This is a genomic window from Streptomyces sp. NPDC055239 (genome assembly GCF_053606205.1).
The window spans coordinates 165,965-191,333 of sequence record NZ_JBSGRD010000008.1 but is presented as its reverse complement, the minus strand read 5'-3'; the positions used below and the strand labels follow the sequence as shown (position 1 = coordinate 191,333).

Genomic DNA, 25,369 nt, shown 5'->3' with positions numbered 1-25,369 from the left:
GTGATGACGCCGGGTCACGAGGCCCGCAGCCCCCGCATCCGCCCGTACGCGTACACACACCCCGCAAGCGCCAGATCCGACAGCAGCATGAAGCCGATCGAGTACGAGTCCTTGGCGCTGTAGATCGCCCCCATGACCAGCGGCGGGACGAAGCCTCCCAGGCCTCCCATCGCCCCCACGATTCCCGTCACGGACCCGACCTGCGCCTGGGGCGTCACCTGGGAGACGAGTGCGAAGACGGCGCCGCTCGCCGTGCCGAGGCCCGCCGCCATGACCAGGAAGCAGATCGTGCCGCCCGGGTTCAGCGACGGTTCGAAGGCCTGCGCGATGGCGAGGAGCGCGACTACTGCCAGCGCGGACGAGGTGACCGTCGCCGGGTGGATCCGGTCGGAGAGCCAGCCGCCGATGGGCCGGAAGATGACCGTGACCAGGGCGAATCCCGCGGCCTTCGTACCCGCGTCCGTGGGCGAGAGGTCGTACCAGGTCTTCAGGTAGGTGGGCAGGTAGACCCCGAAGGCGACGATGCCGCCGAAGCCGATCGCGTACAGCGCGGAGAGCTCCCACGTCACCCGCAGCCGACCGGCCTCGCCGAGACGCGTGGTGAGGGGGCTCGTCGGCACCGGCCGCTCGGGGTGGTCGGTGATGAGCAGCGCCCCGACCACCGCGAAGGCGGCGAGCGCGATCGCCACGACCAGGAACGGCAGGTTGTCGCCGTGCTTGGCGATCCTCGGCGTGAAGTACCCGGAGAGCGCCACGCCTCCCATTCCCATCCCGAACACGCCGAGCGCGAAGCCGCGGTGCGCGGGCGGGAACCAGGAGTTGACCAGCGGGATGCCGATCGCGAACGTCGTTCCGCCCAGGCCGAGCAGGAAGCCGACCGCGAGCATCGCGACGTAACTGCCCTTGGCCGGAATGATCAGGAGCACCGGCACGATGGTGAGCGCCGAGACGAGCGGGAACATCAGCTTGGCGCCGTAGCGGTCGGTCAGCGCGCCGACCGGGACGCGGCCGAGCGAGCCGACGATGACCGGCACGGCGACCAGCAGGGACTGCGCGAACGAGGAGAGGCCGAGCCGCTCCCCGAAATCGCTGCCCAGCGGCGCGATCAGGTCCCAGGCCCAGAAGGTGAGCGTGAATCCGATCGTGGCGACCGCGAGATTGCGGTACGCGGCTGCCGAGGGCCGGGCCGCTGCGGCTGGTGAGTTCGCTGTCGTGCGAGGTGTCGTGTGAGGTGTCATGTGAGAGCCGCTCCAAGCGCCACGAACGCGCAGATGAGTACGAACAAGATAGCGAGCAACGGCCAGACGAAGCGCAGGTACTTGTCGTAGCCGACTTTCGCGAGCGCGACGCCACCGATGGTCACGGCGGTCGTCGGCACCCAGAGGTTCATCCAGCCGCTCGCCGCCTGCCAGGCCGTGACGACGACCGATCGGGAGACCCCGGCGAAGTCGGCGAGCGGGGCGAGGATCGGCATGGCGAGGGTCGCGTGGCCGGATGTGGAGGGGATCAGGAAGGCGAGCGGCAGGTTCACGACGAAGACGATGATCGCGAAGAGGCCGGATGACGTCCCCTTCACCACACCCTCGATGGAGTGCAGGACGGTGTCCGTCACCTTCGAGTTGTTCATGATCACCGTGACACCGCGCGCGAGCACGATCACCAGGGCGGGCGAGATGAAGTCGGCCGCACCCTGGATGATCGTCGAGCTGAGCTTCTGCTCGCCCATCCGTGCCACGCACCCGACGAGCGCCGCCGCGACGAGGAAGAGCGCCGCCAACTGCGGGAAGGACCAGCCGAGTTCGAATCCGTACGGCGTCGCGTCCGCCTTGCCCGTGAGCGCGCTCGACCAGGGCACCACGGAGAAGATCATGAAGGCGAAGACGAGGGCGACCAGGACGAGCACGGCCTTGTGCAGGCGCGTCAGCTCCGGCACCTCGCCCGCGTCGGACGCGGTCTGCTCGCGGTCGCCGGGCAGGAAACCGGTGAGGGAGCGTTCCGGGTTCCTCTGTACGCGCTTTGCGTAGCGGACGACGTAGGCGATGGTGACCGCGGTCAGGACGACCCACATCACGAACCGCAGCACGATGCCGTCGCCGAGCGAGATGTCCGCGGCGGAGGAGGCGACTCCGGTCGCGAAGGGGTTGACGGTCGAGCAGAGCACGCCGATCCCGGCCCCCAGGATGATCGCACCGACCGCGACCATCCTGTCGTAGCCGAGGGCGAGCATCAGGGGCACGATCAGGCCGTAGAAGCCGAGCGTCTCCTCCGCGAACCCCTCGACCGTGCCGAGTACGGAGAAGACGACCATCACGCCCGCGATCAGCATCGCGCCGCGCCCGCGCAGCCGGTGGGCGAGGCGGCCGATGCCGCGGTCGAGGGCGCCGGTGGCGAAGACGACGGTGATGAACGCGCCGATGGCGAGCACGAACAGGAACACGCCCGCGCTTCCGTACAGCTCACCGGCCATGTCGGGCCCGACGACGCCCGACTTCTCGTCCTGGATGCCGTAGAGACCGTTGACCGGCGCCAGGAAGAGATCGTTGAGCCGGTCGACGAAGGTCTGGCCCGAGTCGACGCGGTGGTAGCTGCCCTCGACGGGGGCGCCCTTGCCGTCGCGGTCGTAGGCGCCGGACGGGATGAGGAAGGCGAGCAGCCAGACGGCCACGGTGACGATCGCGAGGATGGTCAGGGCGCTGGGGAAAGTGAACTTCGGTTTGTGCTCGGGCTCTTCGGTGCCGGGTTGGTCGGTCGCGGTGGTGCTCATACGCGGCTCTCCCCGGCGGCGTCGGAGCCTGCGTCGGGGCCGCTGAAGTCGGCGGCGTACTCCCGCACGAAGGCGGCCATGGCGAGGACCGTGTTGCGCAGCTCGGAGAAGAGGACGCGCTCGTTCGGGGCGTGCAGGTTGCACATGCTGTCCTGGGCGCCGAAGAGCAGCACCTCGGCGCCGGGTGCCGCCTTCGCCAGGCCGTTGACCAGGGGGATGGAGCCGCCGGTCGCCACGAACGAGGCGTCCTCGCCCCAGGCCTCCTTGAGCGCGGCGCGGGCGGCACGGTAGGCGGGGCCGCCGGTGGCCGCCTCGTAGCCGGGTCCAGTGTCGCCGGGCGTGACGGTGAGGTGGACGCCGAAGGGTGTGAGCGAGCGCAGGTGCTTGACCAGCCTGTCCTGCGCCTCCTTCGCGTCCTGACGGGGATGGAAGCGGAGGTTCAACTTGGCGCGTGCGTACGGCACCACGGCCGACGCAGCGTGCTCCACGCTGGGCGCGTCCAGGCCGATCACCGTGATCGCGGGGCCGCTCCACAGCCGCTCGCCCAGACTTCCGCTGCCGATGAGCGGCACCCCTTCACGCACACCGGCGAGCGAGCGGAACTCGTCCTCGGTGTAGCTCGTACCGCTCCACTCCTCGCGCCGCAGCCCCTCCACGGCCACGTCTCCGTGTACGTCGTGGAGTGTGGCCAGAGCCTTGAGGAGCACGAGAAGGGCGTCGGGCGCCGCTCCCCCGAACTCCCCGCTGTGGCGCGGCTCGTCAAGAGTGCGCACCTCCACGACGACTTCGGACGCGCCGCGCAGGGCGGTGGTGAGGGTGGGGGTGCCGGGGCGGAGGTTGCCGAGGTCGGCGACCACCATGGCATCACAGGCGAACCGCTCGGGGTCGGTGGGCGGATAGTCGTCGAAGGCGCTGCCGTACTCCTCCTGTCCCTCGATGACGATCTTGATCCCGACGGGCGGCCTGCCGCCGTAGGCCCGCAGCATTCCCAGGTGGGCGATGACGTTGGACTTGTCGTCCGCGATCCCGCGGGCCCGCAGGCCCCCCTCGATCGGGGTCGGCTCGAAGGGCGGCGACTTCCACAGGCTCTCGTCGCCGGGCGGCTGGACGTCGTAGTGGCCGTAGAGCAGGACCGTCGGCGCCTCGGGGGTCGGCGGCGGGATCTCCCCGTAGATCACGGGCGAGGTGTCCGGCAGGTCGAGCCGCTCGACGGTCGGCACGCCCGCTCCGCGCAACAGCTCGACCAGCAGATCGTGCGCCTCGAGCACCGGTGCGGCCGGGAAGCCGGGGAAGGCGATCGAGGGAATCGCGGCGAGCCGTTCGAGGTCGGCGCGCAACGTGTCCATCAGGTCATCGACGGTGGCTTCGAGCTTCATAGGCGGCACCCCTGGGTCTACATCAGGCTTTGTAATGATTAGCCCGAATTATCAGACTCCAAGGCGAACGGTTTCCGAACGGCTCGCCGTACGGGCGGGGATGCCGCACTGCTGCCGCACACGCCTGTCCGGCCGGGCAGGCACTAAAGTCGGGGCATGGCTTCGGAGACTTCAGGCGGAGGCGCGGGTGCGGCGGGTGCAGGTGCGGGCGGTGCCGCAGGCGGTGGCTCCGTGCGGATCGACGCCTGGATCTGGTCCGTCCGTCTGGTGAAGACCCGCTCCATGGGCGCGGCGGCCTGCAAGGGCGGCCATGTACGGGTCAACGGCGAGCGCGTGAAGCCCGCTTACGGCGTGCACGTCGGCGACGAGGTGCGCCTGCGCCACGCGGACGGCCGCGAACACGTCGTCATCGTCAAACGCCTCATCCGCAAGCGCGTCGGCCCTCCGGTGGCAGTCGAGTGCTACGTCGACAACAGCCCTCCCCCACCACCCCGCGAGGCCGTGGCCCCCGCCGGCGTACGCGACCGGGGAACGGGCCGCCCCACCAAGCGCGACCGCCGGGAGATGGAACGACTGCGCGGCTTCGAGGGTTAGTCACGACCCCGCCCCTGTGGTGAGGGACGGGGCAACTCCGCCCCGTTGCAAGGTCTTTCGCGCTTCCGTGCTTTCACGCGCCGCGCCGCAGCAGGAGGCGGATCAGCTCCGTCGTCTGACCGCGCCGTGCCCAGGCGATCCACGCCAGCGGCAGGATCAGGATGAGCGGCGTGGCGGCGTTCTCCCCGCCGAGCGCGGTCACGCTCACGATGAACGCACCGATCATCAGCCCGATGAGAGCCGTCGCGCCGACGGAACTGAGCACCGGGATCAACAGCGCGATCCCACCGAGCACCTCAAGGGCGCCGATCACGTACATCCCCGGATCGCCCCACCCGAGCCTCTCGAAGGCCTCGACCGCCGTGGGGTGCGCGATCAGCTTCGGCGCCCCGCTGGCGAGGCCGAAGAACAGGGCGAGCGCCACCTGAATCGTGCGCAGCGCGATACGGACGGGACGGCGCCCGGCCCATGCAGTACCGGTGCCGGTGCCGGTGCCGGTGGAAGCGTTGGTGACGGAGGTGGCACTGGGGGCGGTGGCGGCCGTGGTCATGGTGATCTCCTCGGTGAACAGGGGCTGTTGTGCTGTCACCGTGATAGACCGCCCCGCCCCGCGGAACTCATCGCCCGGCGGGGCATCTCATCTCTCCGCCCGCCCGCCCGGGGCACCGGCCCCCTCCGGCAGCCGCGTCAGCCGACCGGCACCGCCCTCACCCAGATCCCGTCCTCCGTCAGGTACTTGTCGACCCTCAGTCCCGCCTCCCCCAGCGCCTGCTCGAACTGCTCCTTCGTGAGCGGACGGGCGCGGAACGTCTGGGTCCACACGGTGTCCGGGAAGACGTACTCCGCGTGCACCTCGTTCACCCCGTCCCCCACCGGCTCCGCCGACACGATCCGCACCGTGTACCCACCGGGGTCGACACGCTCCCTCGGCAGGTTCGTGTGGTAATCCGCGCCCTCCCGCTGGATCAGCACGCAGCCGCCGTCCGTCACATGGCTCCGACAGGCCCGCAGCATTCCGCGCCGCACCGACACGTCGCCCTCGTGCACCAGGAACGACGCGAGCATCACCACCTCGAACCGCTCGCCCAGGTCGAGCTCCTCGATCGGGCTCTGGATGGTGCGCACCCGACCTTCGAGCGCGGCGACCTTCTCCAGCATCTCGGCGGACTCGTCCACCGCCGTGACCCGGAACCCCCGTTCGAGCAGTGGACGCGTCACCCGCCCCGCACCACTGCCCAGCTCCAGAATGTGCGCCCCTGCCGGTACCGCACCGGCGATGACATCCGGCTCGTCCCCGACGGAAAGCCGCGCGTACAGATCCACCGCGCAGCCGTCCGGCGTGATCGCTCCAGGGCCCGTCCCCTCGTGTCCCTCACGCATCTCAGCAGTCATGCCCCGTCAACGAAGCGCTCCGGACGTCCGTTCCCTCCCCCTCCCCGTGGCCGCACGGTCCACAGCCTCCGGCCCTTCCGGTCCACCACCCACGGGTGGATCCTGGAAGGTGGGGAGGGAGGAGATGACCTCTCGTGATGCGCACAGGCAGTGAACCGGTGACCGCGCGCAGTCCTCTGCGCATGCGCTTCTGGTTCAGCGTGTGGGGCCTGGTCTGGGCGACGTTCGGCACCATCGCCTTCGCCCTCGTGGGACGCCCCGGATGGGCGGTGGCCTGCGGCGCGCTCTGGCTGATCGTCACCGCCGACATGGCGATGATCCTGCGCCACATCCACCAGGGTCCGCACTACCAGCCGGGCCGCGACATCCCGCCGTACGAACCCCCGAGGACGGGCTAGCCCTCAGTGGCTAGCTTTCAGCGCCCGCGTTGCCGTCGCCGTCGCCGTCGTCGAAGCGCGCCGCCGCCAGATACTGCGGCTGCGGGTCCAGCGCCGCGGCGAGGCGGAAGTGGCGCCGGGCCTGGTCGGGCCGCGCCGCGCGTTCGTAGGTGCGGGCGAGCGCGAAATGAGCGAACGCGTTGTCCGGCTCGCGCTCCAGGACGATGCTGAACTCAAGCTCGGCAGCACGCAGTTGAGCGGCGGCGAAGAAGGCGCGCGCCCTCAGCAGCCGCGCCGCCGTGTTCTCGGGGTGGGCCGCGATGACCGTGTCGAGCAGCTTCACCGCGCCTCGGGGATCCCGCGCGGCAAGGAGCTGCTCCGCCGCACGGAAGTCGATGACATGGGTCTCCGGGGTAATTTCGGGCACGCGTGACTCCTTCCCTCGCTGCTCCGTCTCAACGCCCGTCACGCCGACGCCTATTCCGGCAGACCGGCCGCCGGGCCGCTGTCCCGCCGCTCCGACACTCCGCTAGACCGCCCGTGCCCGCCCCGCGAGGTCCGCCCACACGGCGCCGACCCGCTGTTGCAGGCCCTCCAGCGGGCCGTCGTTGTCGATCACGATGTCGGCGATCTCCAGGCGCTTCTCGCGCGTCGCCTGGGCGGCCATCCGCGCGCGGGCGTCCTCCTCGCTCATGCCGCGCAGCCCCACGAGACGCTCCAGCTGGGTCTCGGGGCCCGCGTCGACGACGACCACCAGGTCGTACAGCGGCGCGAGGCCGTTCTCCGCGAGCAGGGGCACGTCGTGGACGACCACCGCGTCCTGCGGGGCCGCGCCCTCCAGCTCCGCGGAGCGGGCGCCGACCAGCGGGTGCACGATCGAGTTCAGTACGGCCAGCTTCTCCGGGTCGGCGAAGACGATCGAGCCGAGTTTCGGCCGGTCGAGGGAGCCGTCGGGGGCGAGGATCTCCTGGCCGAAGGCCTCAACAACCTCCGCAAGGCCGGGAGTTCCCGGCTCCACCACTTCCCGCGCGATCTTGTCGGAGTCGATCAGTACGGCTCCGGACGCGACGAGGAGACGTGACACTTCACTCTTGCCGGCGCCGATACCGCCGGTCAGGCCCACCTTCAGCATGACCGGCAGCTTAGGGGGTGACGTTCAACCCCGCCCTCTCGGTCCCGGCTACGCGTCGCCCTCACGCTCCGCGAGGAAGCGCTCGAACTCCTTGCCGATCTCGTCGGCCGACGGGATGTCCACGGGCTCCGCGAGCATGTTGCCGCGCGCGTCGGCGCCGGAAGCGGCGTCGTACTGGTGCTCGAGCCCCTGCACGAGGGCGACCAGCTCCTCGTCGCCCTCCTGGATCTGCCGGTCGATCTCGGTCTGGGTGCGGTGCGCCTCGGTCCGCAGGCCGTGCGCGACGCTCGGCAGCACAAGGCCCGTCGCGGCGGTGATCGCCTCCAGGACGGTCAGGGCGGCGTCCGGGTACGCGGAGCGCGCGATGTAGTGCGGGACGTGCGCGGCGACACCGAGCACGTCGTGGCCCGCTTCAAGGAGGCGGTACTCGGCGAGCGCCGCCGCGCTGCCGGGCACCTGCGCCTCGTCGAAGGGGCTGCGGTGCCCCGGCACCAGGTCGGTGCGGTTGCCGTGCGGGGTGAGGCCCACGGGGCGGGTGTGCGGCACCCCCATGGGAATGCCGTGGAAGTTCACCGCGAGGCGTACGCCGAGCCGCTCCACGATCTGCTCGACCGCCGCCGCGAAACGCTCCCACTCGATGTCAGGCTCGGGCCCGGAGAGCAGCAGGAAGGGCGCTCCCGTGGCGTCCTGGAGCAGCCGCACGTCGAGCGTGGGCACCTCGTAGTCGGCCCAGCGGTCACGCCGGAACGTCAGCAGCGGGCGGCGCGCGCGGTAGTCGACGAGCCGGTCGTGGTCGAAGCGCGCCACCACCTGACCGGGCAGGCTCTCCGTGAGCCTTTCGACGATCTGGTCGCCGGTTTCGCCCGCGTCGATGTAGCCGTCGAAGTGGTAGAGCATGACCAGTCCGGCCGATTCCTGGGCGAGCGCCATGTCGACGACAGCGAGGCCCTTCGGCTCCCATGCGTACAAACCCTGCGGATCAAGCACTGTGACCGCTCCTCGCCCTCTTCGTCGTGACTCGTACAGCAGAACGCCCGCAACGGCGTTGGCATTCCCTCCCGCGTCCGTTCACAGCGGCTTCTCACAACGCCCGTAGACAGACACCGAGTTCACGGCGGTCGGGCACCCACCCACACCCGGTCTGGTCCAGACCTTGACGCGGACATGACCCACCTCTACGTTCATATGCACACCCAGTGTTCACGTACAAGAACCGGAGGGTCACCCCCACATGCGCACCCGACGCACCCTGCTCATCTCCGCGCTCGCCGCGACGGCCGCCACCGGAGGCCTGGCCGCCGTGGCCGCCGCCTCCCCCGCATCGACGGCCGCCGCGACCATCGAGGTCTCCACGGCGGCCGAGCTCAAGTCCGCGCTCACCAGCGCCTCCCCCGGCGACACGATCCACCTCGCCGACGGCACGTACACCGGGAACTTCAAGACGAGTACGGCCGCGAGCTCAGGCGCCCGCATCACCCTGACCGGCTCTTCGAAGGCCGTGCTCACGGCGGGCGGCGGATACGGCCTGCACCTGAACGGCGCCTCCTACTGGACGGTGAAGGGCGTCACCGTCACGGGCGGCCAGAAGGGCATCATGATCGACTCCGCGAAGGGCGTCGTCGTGGACACCGTCACCGTCCACGGCCTCGACATGGAGGGCGTGCACTTCCGGAAGTCGAGCACCGACGGCGTCATCAAGGGCTCGAAGATCTACGACACCGGGAACGACGACCGCGGTATGGGAGAGGGCGTCTACGTGGGCAGCGCCAACGCGCTCTCCGACAAGAGCGACAACGTACAGATACTGAACAACACGATCGGCCCCGACGTGGGCGGTGAGGCCGTCGACCTCAAGGAGGGCACCACCGGCGGCAAGGTCTCCGGCAACACCTTCGACGGCAAGGGCCTGACCGGCAACAACTACGACGACTCGTGGATCGACGTGAAGGGCAACAACTACGTCATCGAGAACAACACCGGCAAGAACACCACGAACAGCGGCTACGAGACCCACAGCCAGCAGTCGGGCTGGGGCTGCGGCACGGTCTTCCGCGGCAACGAGTCCGACCTGAGCGGCTCGACGGGCGACAAGCAGCTGGCGATCAACGTGACCAACTTCAGCGGCAGTTGCAAGACGACGGTGTACGCGAGCAACACGGTGACGGGCGGCAAGGGCCTGACGGACATCACGGTCACGCCGTAACAGCGCCCCGAAGGGGCGCGGGGAACTGCGCGACCAGCCCCCACCTGGCCGCGGGCAGCAAACGACCCCACGCGCGAAGCGCAAAAAGCGGGCCCGCACCCAAGGGGTGCGGGCCCGCTTCTCACTACCTGCTAGGGCAGAGCTGTTCAGCTCTGACCACCCGCAAGCTTCTCGCGCAGAGCGGCAAGCGCCTCGTCCGACGCCAGGGCGCCGGAGTTGTCGTCCGACTCCGAGGAGTACGAACCGCCGCCGCCACCGCCGCTGCCACCGGCAGCAGGCGTACCGGTCGAGGAAGCGGGAGCCGCAGCGCCCTCCGCCTCGGCCTGGGCGTCCGCCTCGCGGGACTTGATGACCTGAGCCTGGTGCTGCTCGAAGCGCGTCTGCGCCTCGGCGTACTGGGTCTCCCAGACCTCACGCTGCGACTCGAAGCCCTCGAGCCAGTCGTTGGTCTCGGGGTCGAAGCCCTCGGGGTAGATGTAGTTGCCCTGGTCGTCGTACGACGCGGCCATGCCGTACAGGGTCGGGTCGAACTCGACGACCGACGGGTCGGCGCCGAAGGCCTCGTTGGCCTGCTTCAGCGAGAGGCTGATGCGGCGGCGCTCGAGGTCGATGTCGATGACCTTGACGAAGATCTCGTCGTTGACCTGGACGACCTGCTCCGGGATCTCCACGTGGCGCTCGGCCAGCTCGGAGATGTGGACCAGGCCCTCGATGCCCTCGTCGACGCGCACGAACGCACCGAACGGAACGAGCTTGGTGACCTTACCGGGAACAACCTGCCCGATCTGGTGCGTACGGGCGAACTGCTGCCACGGGTCTTCCTGCGTCGCCTTGAGCGACAGGGACACGCGCTCGCGGTCCATGTCCACGTCGAGAACCTCGACGGTGACTTCCTGGCCGACCTCGACAACCTCGGAGGGGTGGTCGATGTGCTTCCAGGAAAGCTCGGAGACGTGCACGAGACCGTCGACGCCACCGAGGTCCACGAACGCACCGAAGTTGACGATCGAGGAAACGACGCCGGAGCGGACCTGGCCCTTCTGCAGGGTCGTGAGGAAGGTCTGACGGACCTCGCTCTGGGTCTGCTCGAGCCAGGCACGGCGGGACAGGACCACGTTGTTGCGGTTCTTGTCCAGCTCGATGATCTTGGCCTCGAGCTCCTTGCCCACGTAGGGCTGGAGGTCGCGGACGCGGCGCATCTCGACGAGGGAAGCCGGCAGGAAGCCACGGAGGCCGATGTCGAGGATGAGACCACCCTTGACGACCTCGATGACGGTACCGGTGACGATGCCGTCTTCTTCCTTGATCTTCTCGATCGTGCCCCAGGCGCGCTCGTACTGAGCGCGCTTCTTGGACAGGATCAGACGGCCTTCCTTGTCCTCCTTCTGGAGAACCAGGGCCTCGATCTCATCGCCCACGGCGACGACCTCATTGGGGTCGACGTCGTGCTTGATGGAAAGCTCGCGAGACGGGATGACGCCTTCGGTCTTGTAACCGATGTCGAGCAGGACCTCGTCCCGGTCGACCTTCACGATGACGCCGTCGACGATGTCGCCGTCGTTGAAGTACTTGATCGTCTCGTCGATCGCGGCGAGGAAGGCTTCCTCGTTACCGATGTCGTTGACCGCTACCTGCGGGGTGGTGGAAGCGGTGGTCTCGGTGCTGCTCGTCATGTGGGTAAGGGCTCCGGTACGGACAGTGAGTCGTAGGTACTGCTAGCGCCGGAACCGATTTCGCTCTGAAGAAGCCGGACAGCCTTGGAAGCGCCGATTCCTGAGTTTCCGAAGAAACGGAAAGGCGCCTCGACAACCGAGGGGACATACAACAGATGCGAGCGCATCCCGCTAGGTCTGAGGACGGCAGGCTCGCAGCGCAACTTGTAGCATACGGGGGCAGCCGGACAGGGTCAATGCGCGAAGGCGCACACCCGGGGCGGATCGCCGCATACCCGGCACAAATGCTGTCGCATGAGGCCACACGGGCCGCACCGCGCCCTGTCGCGACGCTTTCCGATCCTCCCGGCCCACTGCCCCGCTGCGACGATCCGTGACAAGCCAGACGGAAGAGTACGACGATGGAGCCGATCATCCAAGAGTCCGAGTTGCCCGAGACGCCCGAACCGGAAGCCACCCGCCGAGACGCCGATGTCAAGGAGAGCAGTCGCGCCAATCGCGGCTGGTGGGACAGGAACGCGGACGACTACCAGATCGAGCACGGCACCTTCCTGGGTGACGACCGGTTCGTATGGGGTCCCGAAGGACTCGACGAGGTGGAGGCCGAGCTCCTCGGTCCGCCCGAGGAGCTTGAGGGCAAGGACATCCTGGAGATCGGCGCGGGTGCGGCGCAGTGCTCGCGCTGGCTCGCCGCGCAGGGTGCGCGCCCGGTCGCCCTCGACCTCTCCCACCGGCAGTTGCAGCACGCGCTGCGGATCGGCGGCGATGTGCCGCTGGTGGAGGCGGACGCGGGGGCACTGCCGTTCGCCGACGGCAGCTTCGACCTCGCGTGCTCGGCCTACGGAGCGATGCCTTTCATCGCCGACCCGGTACGGGTCCTCAAGGATGTACACCGTGTACTGCGCCCCGGCGGCCGCTTCGTGTTCTCGGCGACGCACCCGATGCGCTGGGCCTTCCCCGACGAGCCGGGCCCCGAGGGTCTCTCGGTCGCGGCCTCGTACTTCGACCGCACTCCTTATGTGGAGCAGGACGAAGAGGGGAACGCCGTCTACGTGGAGCACCATCGGACGATCGGCGACCGGGTGCGGGACGTCGTGGCAGGCGGTTTCCGGCTCGTCGACCTGGTGGAGCCGGAATGGCCCGCGTGGAACACCCAGGAGTGGGGCGGCTGGTCCCCGTTGCGCGGGAATCTGATCCCGGGGTCGGCGATCTTCGTCTGCGTACGAGACTGAGTGCGTGATCCGTCTCCGTAACGAAGCCCTGGACCTGCCCGTACGCGGCGCGCTGCCCGCGCTGCGCTCCGCCTTGGAGGGTCCTGGCAGCGCCGTGCTGTGCGCGCCTCCCGGTACGGGCAAGACGACGCTGGTGCCGCTGGCGCTCGCGGGGCTTCTCGGGGACGCGCCGGCATGCCGTGTGGTGGTCGCCGAGCCCCGGCGCATCGCGGCTCGGGCCGCCGCGCGGCGGATGGCGTGGCTGCTCGGCGAGAAGGTCGGGGAGAGCGTCGGGTACACGGTGCGCGGTGAGCGCGTGGTGGGCAGGAACGCGCGCGTGGAGGTCGTGACGACCGGTGTCCTGTTGCAGCGGCTGCAGCGGGACCAGGAGTTGACCGGTGTCGATGTGGTGATCATCGACGAGTGCCACGAGCGGCATCTCGACGCCGACACCGTGGCGGCGTTCCTGGTCGACGTACGGGCCGCGCTGCGCCCCGAGTTGCGCCTGGTGGCCGCGTCCGCGACGACGGACGCGCAGGGGTGGTCGCGGATCCTCGGGGACGCCCCCGTGGTGGAGGCGCACGGCACCTCGTATCCGGTCGAGGTGGTCTGGGCGCCGCCCGTACGTCCGGTACGGCCGCCGCACGGGATGCGGGTGGATCCGGCGCTGCTCACGCATGTGGCGGCGGTGGTGCGGCGGGCGCTGACCGAGCGGGACGGGGACGTCCTGTGTTTTCTGCCCGGGGTCGGTGAGATCGCGCGTGTGGCGGGGCAGCTGGGGGACGCGCCCGCGCAGGTCCTTCAGGTGCACGGGCGCGCGCCCGCCGCGGTGCAGGACGCGGTGCTCGCGGGCTCGGCAGGGGGCGAGCGGCGTGTGGTCCTGGCGACGTCGGTGGCGGAGTCGTCCCTGACGGTGCCCGGGGTGCGGGTCGTCGTCGACGCGGGGCTCGCGCGTGAGCCGCGTGTCGATCATGCGCGCGGGCTGAGCGCGCTGACGACGGTACGGGCTTCGCAGGCGTCGGGCCGGCAGCGGGCGGGCCGCGCGGGGCGTGAGGCACCGGGGGCCGTGTACCGGTGCTGGGCGGAGGCCGAGGACGCCCGTCTGCCGCGCTTTCCGGCGCCGGAGATCAAGCTGGCCGACCTCGCCGCGTTCGCCTTGCAGACGGCCTGCTGGGGGGATCCTGACGCCTCCGGGCTCGCCCTGCTCGATCCGCCGCCGGGTGGTGCGATGGCGGCGGCGCGGGGCGTCCTGGCGGCGGTGGGGGCGGTGTCCCCGGAGTCGGGGCGGGTCACGGAGCGGGGCTCGCGGATGGCGCGGGTCGGCCTTCACCCCCGCCTGGCGCGGGCCCTGCTCGACGCGGCTCCCCTCGTGGGGACGCGCCGTGCGGCGGAAGTGGTGGCACTCCTCAGCGAGGAGCCGCCGCGTGAGTACGGGGACGACCTCGCGGCGGCGTGGCGCACCGCCCGGCGGGGCGGGGACGGGTACGCGGCGCGGTGGCGCACGGAGGTGCGGCGTCTGACCGCGGCCGCGGGGGCGTCGCCGCCGGGAGCTGAGAACGGCGGTGGCAGCGATGAGCACACCGCCGGGCTCGTCGCCGCGCTCGCCTTCCCCGAGCGGGTCGCCCAGGCGCGTGGCGACGGGACGTACCTCATGGTGAACGGGACCCGGGCCGAGGTACGGACGGGGTCCGCGCTCACCGGGGCGGAGTGGATCGCCGTGGCCGTCGGCGACCGGCCCGTCGGCGCCGGGCACGCGCGCGTGCTGCTCGGCGGGCACATCGACGGGGACGTCGCCCGGAGCGCGGCCGCGTCGCTGTACAGCGAGGGGGACGAGGTCGCCTGGGCCGACGGGGATCTCGTCGCGCGGCACGTCGAGCGCCTGGGCGCCGTGGAGCTTGCGGTGCGGCCCCTGAAGAAGCCCGCCCCCGGACTCGTACGAGAAGGCCTTCTTGCGGGGCTCAGGGAAGAAGGGACCGCGCTGCTGCACTGGTCCCAGGGCGCCCGGGAGCTGAGGGAGCGACTCGCCTTTCTGCACCGGCATCTCGGGGCTCCCTGGCCCGACGTGTCAGAAAGCGCCCTGCACGCGCGCGTGGACGAGTGGCTGGAGCCCGAGCTCTCGAAGGCGCGGCGCCGGTCGGACCTGCGGCGCATCGACGCGGGGCAGGCTCTGAACCGGCTTCTGCCCTGGGCGACCGGCGAAGCCACCCGCCTCGACGCGCTCGCCCCGGAGCGGGTGGCGGTGCCCAGCGGGTCCAGGATCCGGATCGACTACTCCGACCCGCAGCAGCCCGTGCTCGCCGTGAAGTTGCAGGAGATGTTCGGGCTCGCCGAGACCCCGCGCATCGCGGACGGCGGCGTGCCCGTCCTCGTGCATCTGCTGTCCCCCGCCGGACGCCCGGCCGCCGTCACCGCCGATCTCGCCTCCTTCTGGCGGGACGGCTACCGGGCGGTGCGGGCCGAGCTGCGCGGGCGGTATCCGAAGCATCCGTGGCCGGAGGACCCTGCGGCGGCACAGGCGACGCGGTTCACGAACGCGCGGCTCAGGCGTTGACCGGTTCCGGCTCGGGCGCCTGAGTGGGTTCCGGTTCGCCGGGCCTGCGGCTGCGGGCCTCCAGCCAGAGGGAGAGGGCGAGCAGGAGCAGGCCGAGGCCCAGGAAGCCCCAGGGGAGATAGGACGTCAGGAGGAGGACGAGGACGCGCTGGGACTTCACCAGGTCGACGGTGCTCTTGATGTAGTCCTCGCGCATCTTCACGTGCCCGGCGAAGACGGTGACCTTGTCACGGCCGCCCAGGAGCGTGCCGCCGCGCAGCTCGTTCCGCTGGATCTCCTCGCCGTAGACGGGAGCCCCGGTGGTGGGGTCGACCCAGAACTTGCGGACGGTGGTGTACCAGCGCGTGGTGCCGGTCTTGGCGAGGGACTCCGGAGTGATGCCCTTGACCGGCATGGTCTTGGGGAAGGGCACCTTGGTCCAGGGGATGGTCTGCTCGAAGTAGTAGACCTCCACGCCGCGGAACGTCTGCGTGCCCTTGTAGTGGATGGGCTTGGTGACGCGGGCCTGGGCGTCGAAGTACTCGTAGTCCCGCTTCTCGGTCAGGAAGGGCCACTTGAACTCGATGCCCTCGCGCTTGACCGGGTCCCCGTCGACCATCTCTCCGGTCGCGTGCACCGGTTCCTGGCTGTGTGCGTCGAAGATGTAGCGCTCGGGGACCTTGGAGACCATCTTTCCGTCCCCGTCCTGTACGTAGGAGAGGGCGTCCCAGACGACGACGTCACGGTCCGCGCTCTTCTCGATCTTCTCCGAGGCCTCCACGTTGCCCTTGAGCGTCTGCACGATGGTGACCTTGTCGATCTTCTTGGCCCGCATGCTCCCGTAGTCGATGAGCGTCGGGTTCTTCGCCTCGAGGACCGCCTCCTGGTACTGGCTCGGCGGGATCTTGGCGAGGCGCGGGAAGGCGTACCAGCGCATGAGCGGGGACATCGCCGTGAAGAACACGGCGAAGGCGAGCAGGATCAGGCTTGCCTTGCGGCGCATCGCGGCGGCCCTCCCTACGGAGACGGGCGGTTGACGGTCAGGGGTGCTTGGGGACGGTGGTGAGCAGGGGCTTCGGCGATGTCTCGCCGGGCGGGGCCCCCATCGCCGTGATCGTCAGGACCAGGGCGAGGGCGACGGCAAGACCGGTCGCGGCGGCGACGAGAGCGCGCATGCGGATCCTCCCGGCATTAACTGACAGGGCGTCAGGGCTGGGGCACCGTAGCAACGCGGCGGCCAGATGAGAACACGTTGCACACACACGAACGCCCCTGCACCGGGCGGGCGCAGGGGCGTTGTGTGCGGGACGTGCGTGCGGGACGCGGTCCGTGCGTGGGGGACGTGCGCGCGGCTAGGCCGCGGGCGCCGCCACCTTCAGTTCGACCTCGAGCGTCGCGCCGCCCGCGGTGGTGATGCGGAGCAGGTACGTGCCCGCGTCGTCGTCCGCGTACATCTTGGGGAGCTTGAGCACGCCGTTCGCGTCGGTCTTCAGGGCCTTGAGGGTGCGGACCGGCTTGTCGTCCGCGTCCTTGAAGTAGGGACCCTTGTCGTTGGCCGTGGCGTCGGTCGCCGACTTGACCATGGTGGCGGTGGCCGCGACACGGTCTGCGGCCTCTCCCTTGTACGTCGCCTTGACCTCGACCTGGTCGGCGAACTCCTTGCCCGGCTCGCAGGTCAGCGCCTTGTCGCTGGCCCTGGCCAGCTTGTCGGCCTGGCGCGCGGTGACCGTCGCCGTGTAGGGGCGGCCGGGCAGCGAGCGGCCGACGACCTTGGCCGTGACCGTGAACTCACCCGTCTTCTCGCCCGCCTTGAGCGCCGGCGCTGTGGCCTTGCCCGAGGCGCTCGTGGTGACGGTCGCGCTGGTGGCGCCGCCCGGGAAGCGCGCGTCGGTGTCACCGACGATCGAGAACTTCACCTTGACCTTGGCCACGCCCGAGCCCGACGCGGACTCCGTGCGCACCGCTACGTGCTCGGCGAAGGCGTCGCCCGCCGTCGCGGAGAGCTTGCCGGTACCGGCGTCCTCCAGGCTAGCGACCCGGTCGGTGGGCGAGGGGCGGCTGGGGGTGGAGGGATCGGGGCTCCCGGAGCCGCCGCCGTTGCTCGGCGGCTTGGACGGGCTGCCGCCGCCGTTGCCGGGCTTGTTGGGCTTGGACGGCTTGTCGGGCTTGTGCGTGCCGGGGCCCGACGGCTTCGGCGAGGGCGAACCGGACGCCGGGGGCGTGGGGGACAGGCTCGGGCTCGCGCCCGGGCTGTTGCCGTCGCTGCGGTCGCCCGGCAGGTCGCCCGTGCCGTCGGGGATCTCGCTGACGCCCTTGCGGTAGTGCTCCAGCCACGTCAGGACCGTGTTCAGGTAGTCCGTCGAGTGGTTGTAGCTGAGGATCGCCTTGTGCAGATCGGCCTCGACGGACAGGTCGCGGTCGCTCGCGCAGAGATAGCTTCCCGCGGCGAGCGCGGCGTCGTAGATGTTGTTCGGGTCCGTCTTGCCGTCCGCGTTGCCGTCCTTGGCCCAGGTGTCCCACGTCGAGGGGATGAACTGCATGGGGCCGACCGCGCGGTCGTGCGTCTTGTCGTTGTCGTACGCGCCGTTGTCGGTGTCGGTGATCTTCGCGAAGCCGTTGCCGTTGAGAACAGGGCCGAGGATCGGTGCGATCGTCGTGCCGTTCGCGTCCACGCGACCGCCACGCGCCTGGCCCGACTCGACCTTGCCTATCGCGGCGAGCAGCTGCCAGGGGAGGTTGCAGCCCGGCTTGGAGGTGGCAAGGGACGCCTCGGCCTTCTTGTACGCGTCGAGGACGGTGGCCGGGATCTCCGATTCGGTCTCGTCGCCGTCGCCGCCGTCGGGCGCTCCGGTCGGCGGGACCGGGGTCTTCAGGGGCGGCAGGTCGGTGTAGTAGGGGGAGTTGCCGGTCGCGGAGTCCTCGGGTGGCTGCGTGGCCTCGGACGCCCCCGCCCGCTCGTCGCGAGGGACGTCCGTCACGCCCGGGGCCTGGGACGCCGCGAGCGCCGCCACCGCTGCCGCGGCCACCGCGGTGGTCACCGCTCCCCTGCGCATGCGCCTGCCGAATACCGCCGCCATGACTGTGGACCCCTCCCCTTGACGACTGTGCGTGTCGCCACCCGCTCTGTGGTGTTTTCCGTTGTGCTCCCCAGCGGGCCGACTCAGGCGACACTACGACAACTTCCGGCGCCCAGACACCCGTTCGTGCCCGATTTTCACCGGTTGACCGTGTCCTGTTCGGTCGGGGCCTCGGGAGGGGCGTCACCGGAGCCCTCGGGCGAGGCGTCGTACGGTGCCGAGCCGTCGGACACTTCGCTGATCTCGCTCTCCGGGGTGAGCTCCTGCCCCGCGGAGCGGCCCTTGTTGAGCGCGCGGTGCACGGCCTGGGCGACGCGTTCGATCGTACGGACTCCGTACTTCATCGTGGGGTTGTCGTGGGAGAGGACGACGATGCGGTAGGTGCGGTTGCGGTCCTTCGCTGTCGGCTTCGCCGTCTTTGTCGTCGTTCCGGTGAACGCTCCGATGCTGTGCACCCGCCAGCCGTGCGTGGACCGGGGCAGCCAGCCGTTCTTGAGGTATGCCTTGGTGCCGCGCGGCATTCCGGCGGGCACGCCCCAGCGCTGGTCGCGCCGCACCTCGTTCAGCTGCTTCAGGCCGTACGCGCGTGAGCTCGCGCTCAGCAGGGCGCGAGCCCTGGCTCCGGTGAGGACGCCGAGGAGGCGGAGCTGGTCGGCCGCGGAGGTGCGGGTCAGGCCCCAGAGGCCGTACGGGTTGAGGGTGGTGGCGGTGGTGCCCGCACGGCCCAGGTAGCGGGCGATGTAGCGCTGGCCCAGGTCGTCGAAGAGGCGCCGGGCCGCCGTGTTGTCCGAGCGGGTGATCATGGGGCGGATCTTGCGGCGCTCCCAGTCGGTGAGTCCGCGGCCCCAGTCCTGTGCGCGGCGGAGGGTCGCCTCCATGATCATGACCTTGGCGATGCTGGCGGTGTCGTAGCGGTGGCTGCTGCCAAGGGCGCAGCTCACGCCGGTGGCGGGGTCGTGGACGGCCACGGAGACGGTGCCCCGCCGGGCCGCCAGGACGGCGCGGATGTCGCGGGAGAGATGGGCGGCGAGGGCGGGGTCGCTGCGGGCCGTGCAGGATGCCGCGCGTTGCGCCGCGCTCGCCTGGGCGGCTGTTGCGGGTATCGGGGAGAGGAGGGTGGCGACCAGTGCCGTGGCTATCGCTATTCGACGCTTTCGCAGGTGAAGAGCCATGCGGTCATCGTGGCGGGGGCGCCTCGTCGCGGCTCGGGGGCGGGGGCCACGTGGGTGAGGGCGGAGGGACTTTCCCCCGGACGGGCTGAAGATTTCAGCCCGTCCGGCACTTGAGGACGAACTCGGCGAAGCCGGTGACAACGGTGCGCCCAAGGAACGTCGCTCAAGCCCGACGCCGTCAGTGCGCAGCCGACTCCCAGTCCGCCCCGACCCCCACCGACACATCCAGCGGAGCCCGCAGCGACGCCGCGCCCGCCATCTCGTGGCGGACGATCTTCTCCACCTCGGCGCGCTCGCCCGGCGCGATCTCCAGGACGATTTCGTCATGGACCTGGAGCAGCATGCGCGATTCGAGCTTCGCCTCCGTCAGTGCGCGGTGCACGTTCAGCATGGCGATCTTGACGATGTCCGCGGCCGTGCCCTGGATGGGCGCGTTCAGGGCCATCCGCTCTGCCATCTCGCGGCGCTGGCGGTTGTCGCTGTTGAGGTCGGGGAGATACCGGCGGCGGCCCAGCATCGTCTCCGTGTAGCCCGTCGCGCGGGCCTCGTCGACGGCTCGGCGCAGATAGTCGCGAACGCCGCCGAAGCGCTCGAAGTACGTGTCCATCAGGGCACGGGCCTCGCCCGCGTCGATGTTCAGCTGCTGGGAGAGACCGAACGCGGAGAGGCCGTACGCGAGGCCGTACGACATGGCCTTGATCTTGCGGCGCATCTCGGCGTCGACGGCGGAGCCCTCCACGCCGAACACCTGGGACGCCACGGTCGTGTGCAGGTCCTCACCCGAGGCGAACGCCTCCAGGAGTCCCTCGTCCTCGGAGAGGTGGGCCATCACGCGCAGTTCGATCTGGCTGTAGTCCGCGGTCATCAGGGACTCGAAGCCCTCGCCGACCACGAAGCCGCGGCGGATCGCCCGGCCCTCGTCCGTGCGGACCGGGATGTTCTGCAGGTTCGGTTCGGTGGAGGACAGGCGGCCCGTCGCCGCGACCGTCTGGTTGAACGTGGTGTGGATGCGGCCGTCCGCGGCGATCGCCTTGATCAGGCCCTCGACAGTGACGCGCAGCTTCGCCTGCTCGCGGTGGCGCAGCATGATGACCGGCAGTTCGTTCTCGGTCTGGCCCGCGAGCCAGGCCAGGGCGTCCGCGTCCGTGGTGTAGCCGGTCTTGGTCTTCTTCGTCTTGGGGAGGTTCAGCTCGCCGAAGAGGACTTCCTGGAGCTGCTTGGGCGAGCCGAGGTTGAACTCGTGGCCCGCCGCCTCGTGCGCCTCCTTCACCGCCTGCTGCACCGCGCCCGCGAACTGCTGCTCCATCTCCTCCAGATGGGCGCGGTCCGCCGCGATGCCGTGCCGCTCCAGGCGGGCCAGGAGGGTGGACGTCGGCAGTTCGATGTCCGTCAGGAGATCGCCCGCGCCGACCTCCTTCAGCTTCTCGCCGAAGGCCGTGCCGAGGTCGAGGATCGTGCGGGCCTGCGACATCAGCGCGTCGGCCTCCGCCTGGTCGTCCTCTTCTTCCGTACCGAAGGCGAGCTGTCCCTCGGGGGCGGACGCGGGCGCAAGCTCACGGCCCAGGTACTCCAGGGACAGGGCGTCCAGGGCGAAGGAGCGGCGGCCCGGCTTGACCAGGTACGCGGCGAGCGCCGTGTCCATGCCGACGCCGTCCACGGTCCAGCCGTGCTCGGGGAAGACCCGCATCGTGGCCTTGGCGTTGTGCAGGACCTTGGGCTTCTTCGGGTCGGCGATCCAGGCCGCGAAGGCGTTCTCGTCGGCCTCGTCGAGGCGGGACGGGTCGAACCAGGCAGCGGCTCCCCCTGCCGCCGCGAGGGCGACCTCGGTGACCGAGCCCGTGCCGAGCTGCCAGGTGTCGACCGTGGCCACGCCCAGGACGGCCTTGCCGTGCTCGGCGAGCCACGGCGCGAGCTCGCCCGCGCCGAGCACCGAGCCGTCCAGCTCCACACCCGGCTCGGCCGGGGTCTCCTCGGCCTCCTCCGCGCCGGGGTCGACGGCCAGGAGGCGCTCGCGCAGCGAGGGGTTGCGGATCTCCAGGGTGTCAAGGACGAGGGCGAGGGCCGTGCGGTCGTACGGAGCGCGCTCCAGGTCGGTGACCCCCTTGGGGAGCTCGACGTCGCGCACCATCTCCGTGAGACGGCGGTTCAGCTTCACCGCGTCCAAGTGGTCGCGGAAGTTCTGCCCGGCCTTGCCCTTGACCTCTTCGGCGCGCTCGACGAGCTCCGCGAAGGAGCCGAACTGGTTGATCCACTTCGCGGCGGTCTTCTCGCCGACGCCGGGGATGCCGGGGAGGTTGTCCGACGGGTCGCCGCGCAGGGCCGCGAAGTCGGGATACTGGCTGGGCGTGAGGCCGTACTTCTCCTCGACCTTGTCCGGTGTGAAGCGCGTCAGCTCGGAGACGCCCTTCGTGGGATACAGCACCGTCACGTGGTCGGTGATCAGCTGGAAGGAGTCGCGGTCGCCGGTGACGATCAGGACGTCGAAACCGGCCGCCTCCGCCTGGGTGGCGAGCGTGGCGATGACGTCGTCCGCCTCGAAGCCGTCCACCGCGAACCGCACCGCGTGCATCGCGTCGAGCACCTCGCCGATCAGCTCGACCTGCCCCTTGAACTCGTCAGGGGTCTTGGAGCGGTTCGCCTTGTACTCGGGGAACTCCGAGGAGCGCCACGTCTTGCGCGAGACGTCGAAGGCCACCGCGAAGTGCGTGGGCGCCTCGTCGCGCAGGGTGTTCGCCAGCATCGACGCGAAGCCGTAGATCGCGTTCGTCGGCTGGCCCGTCGCGGTCGTGAAGTTCTCCGCGGGCAGCGCGAAGAACGCCCGGTAGGCCAGGGAGTGCCCGTCCATGAGGAGCAGGCGCGGACGCTGCTCGCCACTCGGCTTCGTCGCGGTCTCGGACTTCTTCTGCGCTGCTTTTTCTGCCACGTCCCCGATCCTGCCACGCCCCACTGACACTCAGGCCCAACCCTCACCCGCGGCCGCGCTGTCACAGCCGCGTGGGAGGATCGGAGACGTACCTCACGCACGTGCTCGAAGGGGAGCCGACCATGGCAAGGAAGTCGCCCAAGGGTGATCCGGTCCAGGACGCACCGCAGGTCGCCGAGGTGCAGCACGCCGCGGCGGGTCTTCCCGCCATCGGGCACACGCTGCGCATCGCCCAGCAGCAGATGGGTGTGCGCCGCACGGCGCTGACCCTGCTGCGGGTCAATCAGAAGGACGGCTTCGACTGCCCCGGCTGCGCCTGGCCCGAGCCGGAGCACCGGCACAAGGCGGAGTTCTGCGAGAACGGCGCGAAGGCGGTCGCCGAGGAAGCCACCCTGCGCCGCGTCACCCCCGACTTCTTCGCCGCGCACCCCGTGGCCGACCTCGCGACGCGCAGTGGGTACTGGCTGGGACAGCAGGGCCGCCTCACCCACCCGATGTACCTGGCGGAGGGCGCCGAGGGCTACGAACCCGTCTCCTGGGAGCGGGCCTTCGACATCATCGGCGAGGAACTGGCCGCCCTGGACAGCCCGGACGAGTCCGTCTACTACACCTCGGGCCGCACCAGCAACGAAGCGGCGTTCCTGTACCAACTGTTCGCCCGCGAGCTGGGCACGAACAATCTGCCCGACTGTTCGAACATGTGCCATGAGTCGTCCGGCTCCGCCCTCACCGAGACCATCGGGATCGGCAAGGGCAGCGTCCTCCTCGAGGACCTCTACAAGTCGGATCTGATCATCGTCGCGGGGCAGAACCCGGGCACGAACCATCCGCGCATGCTCTCCGCCCTGGAGAAGGCGAAGAACAACGGCGCGAAGATCATCACGGTCAACCCGCTGCCCGAGGCAGGCCTGGAGCGCTTCAAGAACCCGCAGACCCCGGTGGGCATGCTCAAGGGCACCGCCCTCACCGACCTCTTCCTGCAGATCCGCCTCGGCGGCGACCAGGCCCTGTTCCGTCTCCTGAACAAGCTCATCCTCGACACGGACGGCGCGGTCGACGAGGAGTTCGTCCGCGAGCACACCCATGGGTACGAGGAGTTCACCGAGGCGGCGCGGCGCGCCGACTGGGACGAGACCCTCGCCGCGACGGGCCTCCCCCGCGAGCACATCGAGGAAGCCCTCGCCATGGTCCTCGCCTCGAAGCGCACCGTCGTGTGCTGGGCGATGGGCCTGACCCAGCACAAGCACGCCGTGCCGACCATCCGCGAGGTCGTCAACTTCCTTCTGCTGCGCGGCAACATCGGCCGCCCCGGTGCGGGCGTGTGCCCGGTGCGCGGGCACTCGAACGTGCAGGGCGACCGCACGATGGGCATCTTCGAGCGGCCCGCACCGGCCTTCCTCGACGCCCTGGAGAAGGAGTTCGGCTTCGCGCCGCCGCGCGAGCACGGCCTGGACGTCGTCCGCGCGATCAAGGCGCTGCGGGACGGCGACGCGAAGGTCTTCTTCGCTATGGGCGGCAACTTCGTGGCGGCGTCGCCCGACACGGAGGTGACGGAGGCTGCGATGCGCAAGGCCCGCCTGACCGTCCACGTGTCGACGAAGCTGAACCGCTCGCACGCCGTCACGGGCGCGCGGGCGCTGATCCTGCCGACGCTCGGCCGCACCGAGCGGGACCTCCAAGGTGGCGGCGAGCAGTTCGTGACCGTCGAGGACTCCATGGGCATGGTGCACGCCTCGCGCGGCCGTCTGGAGCCCGCGAGCCCGCAGCTGCTCTCCGAGCCGGCCATCGTGTGCCGCCTCGCCCGCCGCGTCCTGGGTCCCGAATCGGCCACGCCCTGGGAGGAGTTCGAGAAGGACTACGCCACGGTGCGCGACCGCATCGCGCGCGTGATCCCCGGCTTCGAGGACTTCAACGCCAGGGTGGCCGACCCCGCGGGCTTCGCCCTGCCGCACGCCCCGCGCGACGAGCGCCGCTTCCCCACGGCCACCGGCAAGGCCAACTTCACGGCGGCCCCTGTCGAGTTCCCCGCCCTGCCCAAGGGACGGTTGCTGCTGCAGACACTGCGCTCGCACGATCAGTACAACACCACGATCTACGGCCTCGACGACCGCTACCGGGGCATCAAGAACGGCCGCCGTGTCGTCCTGGTCAACCCCGACGACGCCCGCGAGCTGAACCTCGCCGAAGGGTCGTACGCCGACCTCGTGAGCGAGTGGAAGGACGGCGTCGAGCGGCGCGCGCCCGGCTTCCGGATCGTGCACTATCCGACGGCCCGGGGCTGCGCGGCGGCGTACTACCCGGAGACGAACGTCCTGATCCCGCTGGACGCGACGGCCGACACGAGCAACACCCCCGCCAGCAAGTCCGTCGTCGTCCGCCTGGAACAATCGGCAACCGACTGAGCGTTCGCTCAGCGCCAGGTGAGGACGACGGACGGAGCAGGGCCCCATGGGCGAGCAGCACAGCGTGAAGTTCCCGCAAGAGGTCATCGACGAGTACGCGGCGCTCGGCGTCGACCTGCCCGCCCTCTTCTCCGCGGGCGACCTCGGCACCCGCATGGGCGTCCAGATCGTCGAGGCCTCCGCGGACCGTGTCGTGGGCACCATGCCGGTCGAGGGCAACACCCAGCCGTACGGCCTGCTGCACGGCGGCGCCTCCGCCGTCCTCGCCGAGACGCTCGGTTCGGTCGGCTCGATGCTGCACGGCGGGAGCAGGAAGCTCGCCGTCGGCGTCGACCTGAACTGCACGCACCACCGGGGCGCGCGTTCGGGCCTGGTCACCGGCGTGGCGACGCCCGTGCACCGGGGCCGCTCGACGGCGACGTACGAGATCGTCATCACCGACGAGCAGGACAAGCGGGTGTGCACCGCGCGGCTGACCTGCCTGCTGCGTGACGTGGATCCCAACGGAAGCGCGGGATAAGGCGGTTGAAGGCGGCGCGCCCC

Annotated in this window: 21 protein-coding genes; 7 read left to right on the top strand and 14 right to left on the bottom strand. The window is 70.3% G+C overall.

Annotation, left to right across the window (positions count from 1 at the left end; translation table 11 throughout):
- Positions 1 to 14: 14 nt before the first annotated feature.
- The 3 genes from ACWFRJ_RS25245 to ACWFRJ_RS25235 are packed head-to-tail and all read right to left on the bottom strand — an operon-like array spanning position 15 to position 4,140.
- Positions 15 to 1,238, bottom strand: coding sequence for an MFS transporter (locus ACWFRJ_RS25245; RefSeq protein ID WP_453535118.1), 1,224 nt, complete (start codon positions 1,236 to 1,238; stop codon positions 15 to 17).
- Positions 1,235 to 2,764, bottom strand: coding sequence for a YfcC family protein (locus ACWFRJ_RS25240; RefSeq protein WP_453535115.1), 1,530 nt, complete (start codon positions 2,762 to 2,764; stop codon positions 1,235 to 1,237). Before ACWFRJ_RS25240 ends, ACWFRJ_RS25245 begins: the two co-directional genes overlap by 4 nt.
- The gene (locus tag ACWFRJ_RS25235; RefSeq protein ID WP_453535112.1) at positions 2,761 to 4,140 is read right to left on the bottom strand and encodes a M20/M25/M40 family metallo-hydrolase; all 1,380 of its coding nucleotides are present in this window, start codon (positions 4,138 to 4,140) and stop codon (positions 2,761 to 2,763) included. Before ACWFRJ_RS25235 ends, ACWFRJ_RS25240 begins: the two co-directional genes overlap by 4 nt.
- Positions 4,141 to 4,296: 156 nt before the next feature.
- On the opposite strand from ACWFRJ_RS25235, the gene ACWFRJ_RS25230 reads away from it, so the two are divergent.
- A complete protein-coding gene (locus tag ACWFRJ_RS25230; RefSeq protein ID WP_453535109.1) occupies positions 4,297 to 4,734 on the top strand; it encodes an RNA-binding S4 domain-containing protein in 438 nt (145 codons plus the stop codon).
- A 73-nt stretch (positions 4,735 to 4,807) separates the two neighbouring features.
- Here ACWFRJ_RS25230 and ACWFRJ_RS25225 read toward each other — a convergent pair whose 3' ends face one another.
- Entirely contained in the window at positions 4,808 to 5,284 is a 477-nt protein-coding gene (locus tag ACWFRJ_RS25225; protein ID WP_453535106.1) for a DoxX family protein, read from the bottom strand.
- A gap of 137 nt (positions 5,285 to 5,421) precedes the next feature.
- The gene (locus ACWFRJ_RS25220) at positions 5,422 to 6,126 is read right to left on the bottom strand and encodes a class I SAM-dependent methyltransferase (RefSeq protein ID WP_453535103.1); all 705 of its coding nucleotides are present in this window, start codon (positions 6,124 to 6,126) and stop codon (positions 5,422 to 5,424) included.
- Positions 6,127 to 6,263: 137 nt separating this feature from the next.
- Here ACWFRJ_RS25220 and ACWFRJ_RS25215 point away from each other — a divergent pair, with 137 nt between their 5' ends.
- The gene (locus ACWFRJ_RS25215; RefSeq protein WP_453535096.1) at positions 6,264 to 6,524 is read left to right on the top strand and encodes a DUF6343 family protein; all 261 of its coding nucleotides are present in this window, start codon (positions 6,264 to 6,266) and stop codon (positions 6,522 to 6,524) included.
- Between the two features lie 10 nt (positions 6,525 to 6,534).
- On the opposite strand, the gene ACWFRJ_RS25210 is transcribed toward ACWFRJ_RS25215, so the two are convergent.
- From ACWFRJ_RS25210 to ACWFRJ_RS25200, 3 genes are all read right to left on the bottom strand, one after another.
- Entirely contained in the window at positions 6,535 to 6,930 is a 396-nt protein-coding gene (locus ACWFRJ_RS25210; RefSeq protein ID WP_453535093.1) for a tetratricopeptide repeat protein, read from the bottom strand.
- A gap of 102 nt (positions 6,931 to 7,032) precedes the next feature.
- A complete protein-coding gene (coaE, locus tag ACWFRJ_RS25205) occupies positions 7,033 to 7,635 on the bottom strand; it encodes a dephospho-CoA kinase (RefSeq protein ID WP_453535090.1) in 603 nt (200 codons plus the stop codon).
- A gap of 48 nt (positions 7,636 to 7,683) precedes the next feature.
- Positions 7,684 to 8,622 (bottom strand): PAC2 family protein, encoded by a 939-nt coding sequence (locus ACWFRJ_RS25200; protein ID WP_453535087.1) that lies wholly within the window; start codon positions 8,620 to 8,622, stop codon positions 7,684 to 7,686.
- Between the two features lie 244 nt (positions 8,623 to 8,866).
- On the opposite strand from ACWFRJ_RS25200, the gene ACWFRJ_RS25195 reads away from it, so the two are divergent.
- Positions 8,867 to 9,838: a right-handed parallel beta-helix repeat-containing protein gene (locus ACWFRJ_RS25195; protein WP_453535084.1), complete on the top strand. Its 972-nt coding sequence runs from the start codon at positions 8,867 to 8,869 to the stop codon at positions 9,836 to 9,838.
- 146 nt (positions 9,839 to 9,984) lie between these two features.
- On the opposite strand, the gene rpsA is transcribed toward ACWFRJ_RS25195, so the two are convergent.
- Entirely contained in the window at positions 9,985 to 11,511 is a 1,527-nt protein-coding gene (rpsA, locus tag ACWFRJ_RS25190) for a 30S ribosomal protein S1 (RefSeq protein WP_453535081.1), read from the bottom strand.
- Between the two features lie 401 nt (positions 11,512 to 11,912).
- Between rpsA and ACWFRJ_RS25185 the strand changes: the two genes are divergently transcribed.
- A complete protein-coding gene (locus tag ACWFRJ_RS25185; protein WP_453535078.1) occupies positions 11,913 to 12,743 on the top strand; it encodes a class I SAM-dependent methyltransferase in 831 nt (276 codons plus the stop codon).
- A 4-nt stretch (positions 12,744 to 12,747) separates the two neighbouring features.
- The gene (hrpB, locus tag ACWFRJ_RS25180; protein WP_453535075.1) at positions 12,748 to 15,273 is read left to right on the top strand and encodes an ATP-dependent helicase HrpB; all 2,526 of its coding nucleotides are present in this window, start codon (positions 12,748 to 12,750) and stop codon (positions 15,271 to 15,273) included.
- Here hrpB and ACWFRJ_RS25175 read toward each other — a convergent pair.
- The 5 genes from ACWFRJ_RS25175 to polA form a co-directional block, all read right to left on the bottom strand.
- On the bottom strand, positions 15,263 to 16,255 hold the full coding sequence (locus ACWFRJ_RS25175) for a DUF3068 domain-containing protein (RefSeq protein ID WP_453535072.1): 993 nt from the start codon (positions 16,253 to 16,255) through the stop codon (positions 15,263 to 15,265). The two genes, hrpB and ACWFRJ_RS25175, sit on opposite strands and share 11 nt — an antisense overlap.
- Before the next feature lie 37 nt (positions 16,256 to 16,292).
- Positions 16,293 to 16,427, bottom strand: a complete 135-nt coding sequence (locus tag ACWFRJ_RS25170) for an SPW_0924 family protein (RefSeq protein WP_453535069.1) — start codon at positions 16,425 to 16,427, stop codon at positions 16,293 to 16,295.
- Between the two features lie 177 nt (positions 16,428 to 16,604).
- Entirely contained in the window at positions 16,605 to 18,329 is a 1,725-nt protein-coding gene (locus ACWFRJ_RS25165) for a lytic transglycosylase (protein WP_453535066.1), read from the bottom strand.
- 137 nt (positions 18,330 to 18,466) lie between these two features.
- On the bottom strand, positions 18,467 to 19,501 hold the full coding sequence (locus ACWFRJ_RS25160) for a serine hydrolase (protein WP_453535063.1): 1,035 nt from the start codon (positions 19,499 to 19,501) through the stop codon (positions 18,467 to 18,469).
- A gap of 178 nt (positions 19,502 to 19,679) precedes the next feature.
- The gene (polA, locus tag ACWFRJ_RS25155; protein ID WP_453535723.1) at positions 19,680 to 22,346 is read right to left on the bottom strand and encodes a DNA polymerase I; all 2,667 of its coding nucleotides are present in this window, start codon (positions 22,344 to 22,346) and stop codon (positions 19,680 to 19,682) included.
- Between the two features lie 200 nt (positions 22,347 to 22,546).
- Between polA and ACWFRJ_RS25150 the strand changes: the two genes are divergently transcribed.
- A complete protein-coding gene (locus ACWFRJ_RS25150) occupies positions 22,547 to 24,826 on the top strand; it encodes an FdhF/YdeP family oxidoreductase (protein ID WP_453535060.1) in 2,280 nt (759 codons plus the stop codon).
- Between the two features lie 46 nt (positions 24,827 to 24,872).
- Positions 24,873 to 25,346 carry a PaaI family thioesterase gene (locus tag ACWFRJ_RS25145; protein WP_453535057.1) on the top strand — a complete coding sequence of 158 codons (474 nt, stop codon included), beginning with the start codon at positions 24,873 to 24,875 and terminating at the stop codon, positions 25,344 to 25,346.
- Positions 25,347 to 25,369 lie beyond the last annotated feature (23 nt).

Coding starts and splice junctions, on each gene's coding strand:
- ACWFRJ_RS25245 (WP_453535118.1), bottom strand. CDS start 1,238: ATGACACCTCACACGACACCTCGCACGACAGCGAACTCACCAGCCGCA.
- ACWFRJ_RS25240 (WP_453535115.1), bottom strand. CDS start 2,764: ATGAGCACCACCGCGACCGACCAACCCGGCACCGAAGAGCCCGAGCAC.
- ACWFRJ_RS25235 (WP_453535112.1), bottom strand. CDS start 4,140: ATGAAGCTCGAAGCCACCGTCGATGACCTGATGGACACGTTGCGCGCC.
- ACWFRJ_RS25230 (WP_453535109.1), top strand. CDS start 4,297: ATGGCTTCGGAGACTTCAGGCGGAGGCGCGGGTGCGGCGGGTGCAGGT.
- ACWFRJ_RS25225 (WP_453535106.1), bottom strand. CDS start 5,284: ATGACCACGGCCGCCACCGCCCCCAGTGCCACCTCCGTCACCAACGCT.
- ACWFRJ_RS25220 (WP_453535103.1), bottom strand. CDS start 6,126: ATGACTGCTGAGATGCGTGAGGGACACGAGGGGACGGGCCCTGGAGCG.
- ACWFRJ_RS25215 (WP_453535096.1), top strand. CDS start 6,264: ATGCGCACAGGCAGTGAACCGGTGACCGCGCGCAGTCCTCTGCGCATG.
- coaE (WP_453535090.1), bottom strand. CDS start 7,635: ATGCTGAAGGTGGGCCTGACCGGCGGTATCGGCGCCGGCAAGAGTGAA.
- ACWFRJ_RS25195 (WP_453535084.1), top strand. CDS start 8,867: ATGCGCACCCGACGCACCCTGCTCATCTCCGCGCTCGCCGCGACGGCC.
- rpsA (WP_453535081.1), bottom strand. CDS start 11,511: ATGACGAGCAGCACCGAGACCACCGCTTCCACCACCCCGCAGGTAGCG.
- ACWFRJ_RS25185 (WP_453535078.1), top strand. CDS start 11,913: ATGGAGCCGATCATCCAAGAGTCCGAGTTGCCCGAGACGCCCGAACCG.
- ACWFRJ_RS25175 (WP_453535072.1), bottom strand. CDS start 16,255: ATGCGCCGCAAGGCAAGCCTGATCCTGCTCGCCTTCGCCGTGTTCTTC.
- ACWFRJ_RS25170 (WP_453535069.1), bottom strand. CDS start 16,427: ATGCGCGCTCTCGTCGCCGCCGCGACCGGTCTTGCCGTCGCCCTCGCC.
- ACWFRJ_RS25165 (WP_453535066.1), bottom strand. CDS start 18,329: ATGGCGGCGGTATTCGGCAGGCGCATGCGCAGGGGAGCGGTGACCACC.
- ACWFRJ_RS25160 (WP_453535063.1), bottom strand. CDS start 19,501: ATGGCTCTTCACCTGCGAAAGCGTCGAATAGCGATAGCCACGGCACTG.
- polA (WP_453535723.1), bottom strand. CDS start 22,346: ATGGACGGGCACTCCCTGGCCTACCGGGCGTTCTTCGCGCTGCCCGCG.
- ACWFRJ_RS25150 (WP_453535060.1), top strand. CDS start 22,547: ATGGCAAGGAAGTCGCCCAAGGGTGATCCGGTCCAGGACGCACCGCAG.
- ACWFRJ_RS25145 (WP_453535057.1), top strand. CDS start 24,873: ATGGGCGAGCAGCACAGCGTGAAGTTCCCGCAAGAGGTCATCGACGAG.